Genomic DNA, 6,296 nt, shown 5'->3' with positions numbered 1-6,296 from the left:
CTTACTTTAACGATTCGCAACGTCTGGCAACAAAAGAAGCTGGTGAAATTGCAGGTCTTAAAGTAATGAGAATCATCAATGAGCCAACTGCTGCGGCATTAGCTTACGGGTTAGACAAAAAAGGAACAGATCAAAAAATCGCAGTTTACGATTTAGGTGGTGGTACTTTTGATATCTCTATACTTGAATTAGGAGACGGAGTTTTCGAAGTATTGTCAACCAATGGTGACACTCACTTAGGTGGAGATGACTTTGACCAAACCATAATCGACTGGTTGGCTGACGAATTCAAAGCAGAAGAAGGAATTGATTTGAGATTAGATCCAATGTCATTACAAAGAATTAAAGAAGCGGCTGAAAAAGCAAAAATCGAATTGTCATCTTCTGCTGAAACAGAAATCAATTTGCCATACGTTACCGCTACAGCTTCAGGACCAAAACACTTAGTAAAAAAATTAACTAGAGCTAAATTTGAGCAATTGTCTGATAAATTAGTTAAACGTTCAATGGAGCCAGTTGCTAAAGCATTAAAAGATGCAGGTTTGTCAACTTCTGATATCGACGAAGTAATTTTAGTTGGTGGTTCTACAAGAATGCCAAGAATTGCTGACGAAGTAGAAAAATTCTTTGGTAAAAAAGCATCAAAAGGAGTGAACCCTGATGAAGTTGTTGCGATTGGAGCTGCTATTCAAGGTGGTGTTTTATCCGGAGATGTAAAAGATGTATTGTTGCTTGACGTTACGCCTTTATCTTTAGGTATTGAAACTATGGGGAATGTAATGACAAAATTAATCGAGTCAAATACAACGATTCCAACTAAAAAGTCACAAGTATTCTCAACAGCTGCTGATAACCAACCAAGTGTTGAAATCCATGTATTGCAAGGAGAAAGAACCATGGCTGCTGACAACAAAACTATCGGTCGTTTCCATTTAGACGGAATTCCACCAGCTCCAAGAGGTGTTCCACAAATTGAAGTTACTTTTGATATTGATGCTAATGGTATCATCAAAGTTTCGGCTACTGATAAAGGGACAGGGAAATCACATGATATCCGTATCGAAGCTTCATCTGGCTTGACCGCTGAAGAAATCGAAAGAATGAAAAAAGATGCAGAGATGAATGCTGATGCTGATAGAATAGCAAAAGAAAGAGCAGAAAAATTGAACGAAGCCGACAGTATGATTTTTCAAACAGAAAGTCAATTGAAAGAATTGGGAGATAAAATTTCTGATGATCATAAAGTAGCTATCGAATCAGCTTTGACCGAATTGAGAATGGCACACCAAAATCAAGATTTGGAAGCTATCCAAAAAGGTCTTGATAATGTGAATGCAGCATGGAAAACGGCTACTGAGGCAATGTATGCCCAAGGCGAAGCAGGTCAGGCTCAAGATGCACAACCACAAACGGAAGCTCAAGGCGATAATACACAAGATGTAGAATTCGAAGAGGTTAAGTAGGTTCGAGCGTTGAAAAATAGTTCAGTGAACTGTTTTAGCGAAGGAGCCAGGAGGCGAGTAGGCCTATTATAATAAGATAATGTAAACCGGGTAAGCAATTATCCGGTTTTTTTATTCTCATTTCTTTCCAAACATCTTTACTATTACTAGTACATGTGGAAAAGTAATTGATGCAAGAAAAGAAAAGAACAATGCATTAAATATTTTTTGATCTTTAAATATAAAGTAAAGAATAGCGATACCTAATAATGATACAATCCAATAAACAAATGCGGAACGGAAATATAATTTAAAATTATTGAAATTAACATTACCAAAAAGAAAAGTAATCTGATCCATCATTGAAGGAATACTGTGCCAAAATATAAAGTATAATGTAAAACCCCAAATAAGAGTGGATACTTTAAAAATAATTGAAAACACAAATAGATAAAACAGTTCTTTAAAGAAGTAGTTTTTAAATCTTTCAATTTTGAAATAGAAAATGATACTCAAGAGTGCAAAAAGACTCAATAGGATTTTAAGAATAAGTAAAAAAGCAAAATTTGGAACAACTATACTAGTGATAGCAATAATTATTTTTTGAACTTCTGTAGTATGAAATGTAAAAATCAAAAAGAGAATTATGAGTCCATATAATATCTCATATATAAACTTTATCCATTTCGCATCTGTTTTTAGTTGTTCATTCCACTGTTGCTCACCAAAATGATAGCCACTAATGATAATAAATAAAGTCAAAGCTAACCAAGGAATAATATAAAAAAGAGTAGCGCCTGTAATAACTATTATCACATAATATAGTAAGATTTTATAGAAATTTTGGACTTTTTTGTTAGGATTTACATTCTTTATCAGAGCTAAATCGTTTGCGCCATGTAATATTCCGAATGATAGTATTAGTATAAATCCTACAATTAATTGAAACTTATTTGAAAAAAATGAATTTATCCATAATCCTATAAAGCTTGCTACTATTGCGAAGTTTGAATATTTTTGCATAAAATTTTAAATTTTATTTAAAAATAAGTAAAAAAAAATAAACAATTTGTTTTTTATTTTGTTTAGTTTTTATTAGCTTTGGTTAAACAATTACTAATTTAAACTTTTTTTTATGACAAATTTATTATTTTCTTCATCGCTTATTGCGAAAATGTTACCAACTGATTATGTTGGATTTACTTTTTTTGTTGGCTGTATGGCTATGATGGCTGCTTCAGCTTTTTTCTTTTTATCATTAAGTCAGTTTGATAAAAAGTGGCGAACTTCTGTATTAGTTTCTGGTATTATAACCTTTATTGCAGCAGTTCATTATTTTTACATGAGAGATTATTGGGCTAGTTTTGAAGAATCTCCGACTTTTTTCCGATATGTAGATTGGATTTTAACAGTGCCATTAATGTGTCTTGAGTTTTATTTAATACTTAAAATTGCAGGTGCAAAGAAGAGCTTATTATCAAAAATGATTTTCTATTCAGTAATCATGTTAGTAACGGGTTATTTTGGAGAAGCTGTTTATCCGGAAAGCGCTCAAATTTGGGGATTAATCTCAGGTATCGCTTACTTCGCAATTGTTTATGAAATTTGGTTAGGTGAAGCATCAAAATTAGCTAAAGCAGCTGGTGGTAATGTTCTAGAAGCTCACAAAATTTTATGTTGGTTTGTATTGGTAGGATGGGCTATTTATCCTTTAGGTTATATGTTAGGTACTGAAGGATGGTATACAAGTATGTTGGGTAAAGGTAATGTAGATGTTGCTTACAATATCGCAGATGCTATTAATAAAATTGGTTTTGGTTTAGTTATTTACTCTTTAGCAGTAAAATCTCAAAACGACTAATTTTTTATATTTTAAATTCCAAACCGTCAAGTTTAACCACTTGACGGTTTTTTTATTTAACATTTCCGAATAAATTATTTTGTACATTGGCTAACTGTTTAACTTAGTTTATTTAGTCATGAAAAATATATTTTTATTCTTGTGTGTTGGTTTGCTAACTCTTAATGGTTTTAGCCAAAAAAAGATAAGTACTGCCAAAAGACCATCTTCATCTTCATCCTTACCTAAGGTTGACAACCTGCAAGTTGAAATTAAAAATGGAAAATTTCAGGTTACCATTAGTGAAAAAGGAAAAACCAGTGATATGTTAATTGTAAAAGATGTTGATGCTGCTTTTACACCTAAAGATTGCAAATTGAGTTCATTTACAGCAAGTGGTGTTAAATTGTATTTACTTACATGGACTGAACTTAACACGACTAAATCTACAAATAAGACAGAAGACAAGACCACAATCCATTCTGTTATTTATGAAATAACTTCCAAAAAACAAGTATATTCGAACTACCAATTGACAAATCATATTACCGAGAAAGTGTCTTTAGGTGGCACAGGCGCTTCCGAAACCCAGGAAAAAGTGAGAAGAGAAGGTTTTGAATTCACTTTAAATTCTGATGGGTCTGTAAATCAGAAGAATAAAACCCAGCAAACTACCTATGTTTACGACAAAGTCAAGATTGAGTTCAAAAAGAGATAAAAAAAACCTTCCTCGTTTTTGTAACTAGACGGGATTTTTTGTTTCGGATAGTTTAAAAAGATTATTCGTTAACCTTTATCTCAAACATTTTGTCCCAGTTTTTACCAGTAACGAAAATGGTATTTGTTTTTTTATTGTAAGCAATTCCGTTTAATACTTCGGCATCTTTGTTGGTAACTTTCGCACGTAATGCTGATAAATCAAGTACTTGCTCAACTGCTCCTGTCTGCGGATTGATTACTGCTATAGCATCTTTTTGCCAAATATTACCATAGATTTTTCCGTTAACCCATTCCAATTCGTTAATGCTTTTAATTTTACTATCGTTTGTATAAACATTAATAAAATCAGTTAGCTTTTGCGTTTCAGGATCCATTGTCCAAATCTTTTCTGTTCCGTCCGAATGGTAGATCTTTTTGCCATCATTGGTCATTCCCCAACCTTCCACTTTATTGTCATATTTGAAAGTTTTTATTATTTTTAACGTATTGGCATCATAAACAAAACCCGTTTCATTTTGCCAAGTTAGCTGATAGATTTTGTTATTGATAACCGTAATTCCTTCGCCAAAATATTGTTGGTCAATGTCAACTTTTTTGTAAGCTTTTCCGGTTTTATAATCAATTTTAGCAAAATAGGATTTACCATTTTGTCCAGTACTTTCAACTAATGTGTCTCTATAAAATTCAAAGCCTTCTGTAAAAGCGTCCACATCGTGATTGTACGTATTTACAATAGTATATTTCAATAATTTAGGAACAATTCCCGAAGCAACTTCAACTCTGGTTTTGGCTGAAATTGTATCGCCTTCAAAATAAACCAGTGCTTTTATATTTTGGTACCCTAATTTTTTTCCACTCAAATCCAAAACGAATTTGCCATTGCCTTTTACAGATGAAATTCTTTTATCATTAACAAAATAAGCAACACTGTCAATGCTTTTGTTTTTTGTATTCAATAAGGATAAATCAACTTTATCGGTTGCTTGGTATATCGGTTTTAAGTTGTTTTCATCAAAGCTGAAATAGTTCTCTTTATCTTTTTGACTATCGCCACAAGCAGCAATGTTTATAGCTAATAAAATGGTAATTAATGGGTTATAAAGTTTCATTTGGTATTATTAATTTTTCACCCACAAATATATTTATAAAGCTTTTAAATCCTTGCAAAAAAATAAAAAGATTGTATATTTGCAACGGCAAGTCCTACACGACCAGCTCCTGCAAAATCCTCCAGGATGGGAACATAGCAAAGGTATGTGGTTGAGCGGTGCGATGTAGGTCGCTTGCCATTTTTTCCAAAAAGCATCCCGAAAGTTATCGGGATTTTTTATTTTTTACTATATGGTTTTATCATGGCAAATAGTACGATTTCAACTTAAGGAAACCTTTGCTAATGCTTATGGAAATTATACCTATAGAGAAGCTTTAATCATAACATTGCAAAAGAATGAAAGTAAAGGTTATGGCGAATGTACATCTATCGATTATTATAACATTAGCCTTGTTGATTTTTAGCTTATTTTATCCAAAATAAAGTCACAGATTGAAAAGCAAAGAATAATTCATCCAATCAATTTTTACACCCTCCTTTTGCAATTAGCTTTGTCTAGTTTTCTTCGTTCGGCATTAGATTGTGCTTATTGGGATTTGTTTGGAAAGCTCGAAAAGAAACCTTTTTTGGAATTCAATAAAATAAATTTTACTAATCTTCCGGAATCTTCAATAACAATTAGTGTTGATAGCGTTGAAAACCAAATCAAGAAAATTGAAAAATCGGCTTGGACAAAATTTAAAGTAAAGTGCAATCATTTTGATGAAATAGATATTACTAAATTATTACAATTAGATAAATCACTAACGCTTGATTCAAACGGAAGTTTTACCAAGGCAAATTGTTATTGGTTGGAGAATAATGAAGCAGTTTCCAAGTTTGCATATTTGGAACAACCTATGAAACCGGACTCGAATAACTATCAAGTTTTGCATGCCAATAAATTTGCCAACTGGATGGCTGATGAAGATTGTCAAAGTGTTTCTGTTTTAAAGGAATTGAAACCACATTATAGAAGTATCAATATTAAACTGTTAAAATGTGGAGGACTAACGCCAGCTATGGAAATGATTTCTGTTGCTAAAGAATTAAATTATAAAATCATGATGGGTTGTATGACTGAATCAACAATAGGTATTTCCGCCGGAGCAGCTTTAGCACCATTTTGCGACTATGCCGATTTGGATGGTGCCAATTTGATAGCCAATGATATTGCAAATGGGAGCGAAATTGTAAATGGTAA

At 32.4% G+C, this 6,296-nt stretch carries 7 protein-coding genes and 1 other RNA gene; 6 read left to right on the top strand and 2 right to left on the bottom strand.

Annotation, left to right across the window (positions count from 1 at the left end):
- A partial coding sequence (gene dnaK / locus ACOYLP_RS10120) for a molecular chaperone DnaK (RefSeq protein ID WP_422856052.1) occupies positions 1–1,463 on the top strand: 1,463 nt, incomplete at its 5' end.
- Positions 1,464–1,580: 117 nt separating this feature from the next.
- Here dnaK and ACOYLP_RS10115 read toward each other — a convergent pair.
- A complete protein-coding gene (locus ACOYLP_RS10115; RefSeq protein ID WP_422856051.1) occupies positions 1,581–2,465 on the bottom strand; it encodes a Brp/Blh family beta-carotene 15,15'-dioxygenase in 885 nt (294 codons plus the stop codon).
- 112 nt (positions 2,466–2,577) lie between these two features.
- Between ACOYLP_RS10115 and ACOYLP_RS10110 the strand changes: the two genes are divergently transcribed.
- Together ACOYLP_RS10110 and ACOYLP_RS10105 are read left to right on the top strand one after the other, a co-directional pair.
- A complete protein-coding gene (locus ACOYLP_RS10110) occupies positions 2,578–3,303 on the top strand; it encodes a bacteriorhodopsin-like (RefSeq protein ID WP_422856050.1) in 726 nt (241 codons plus the stop codon).
- A 118-nt stretch (positions 3,304–3,421) separates the two neighbouring features.
- Positions 3,422–4,000, top strand: coding sequence for a hypothetical protein (locus tag ACOYLP_RS10105; protein WP_422856049.1), 579 nt, complete (start codon positions 3,422–3,424; stop codon positions 3,998–4,000).
- 61 nt (positions 4,001–4,061) lie between these two features.
- Here the strand turns inward: ACOYLP_RS10105 and ACOYLP_RS10100 are convergent, their stop codons facing one another.
- The gene (locus ACOYLP_RS10100; protein WP_422856048.1) at positions 4,062–5,111 is read right to left on the bottom strand and encodes a glutaminyl-peptide cyclotransferase; all 1,050 of its coding nucleotides are present in this window, start codon (positions 5,109–5,111) and stop codon (positions 4,062–4,064) included.
- A gap of 85 nt (positions 5,112–5,196) precedes the next feature.
- Between ACOYLP_RS10100 and ffs the strand changes: the two genes are divergently transcribed.
- The 3 genes from ffs to ACOYLP_RS10085 all read left to right on the top strand — a co-directional run.
- An RNA gene (ffs, locus tag ACOYLP_RS10095) (signal recognition particle sRNA small type) lies at positions 5,197–5,294 on the top strand.
- Positions 5,295–5,343: 49 nt separating this feature from the next.
- A complete protein-coding gene (locus ACOYLP_RS10090) occupies positions 5,344–5,517 on the top strand; it encodes a hypothetical protein (RefSeq protein WP_422856047.1) in 174 nt (57 codons plus the stop codon).
- Between the two features lie 75 nt (positions 5,518–5,592).
- The coding region (locus ACOYLP_RS10085) for an enolase C-terminal domain-like protein (RefSeq protein WP_422856046.1) at positions 5,593–6,296 on the top strand (704 nt) is incomplete at its 3' end.

The sequence above is a fragment of the Flavobacterium sp. genome (assembly GCF_049318325.1).
Taxonomy (GTDB): domain Bacteria; phylum Bacteroidota; class Bacteroidia; order Flavobacteriales; family Flavobacteriaceae; genus Flavobacterium.
This window is presented reverse-complemented; position numbering and strand designations above follow the sequence as displayed.

What these genes read in the sequence shown, in the direction of transcription:
- ACOYLP_RS10105 (WP_422856049.1), top strand. Translation starts at nt 3,422, where the DNA reads ATGAAAAATATATTTTTATTCTTGTGTGTTGGTTTGCTAACTCTTAAT.
- ACOYLP_RS10090 (WP_422856047.1), top strand. Translation starts at nt 5,344, where the DNA reads ATGGTTTTATCATGGCAAATAGTACGATTTCAACTTAAGGAAACCTTT.
- ACOYLP_RS10110 (WP_422856050.1), top strand. Translation starts at nt 2,578, where the DNA reads ATGACAAATTTATTATTTTCTTCATCGCTTATTGCGAAAATGTTACCA.
- ACOYLP_RS10100 (WP_422856048.1), bottom strand. Translation starts at nt 5,111, where the DNA reads ATGAAACTTTATAACCCATTAATTACCATTTTATTAGCTATAAACATT.
- ACOYLP_RS10115 (WP_422856051.1), bottom strand. Translation starts at nt 2,465, where the DNA reads ATGCAAAAATATTCAAACTTCGCAATAGTAGCAAGCTTTATAGGATTA.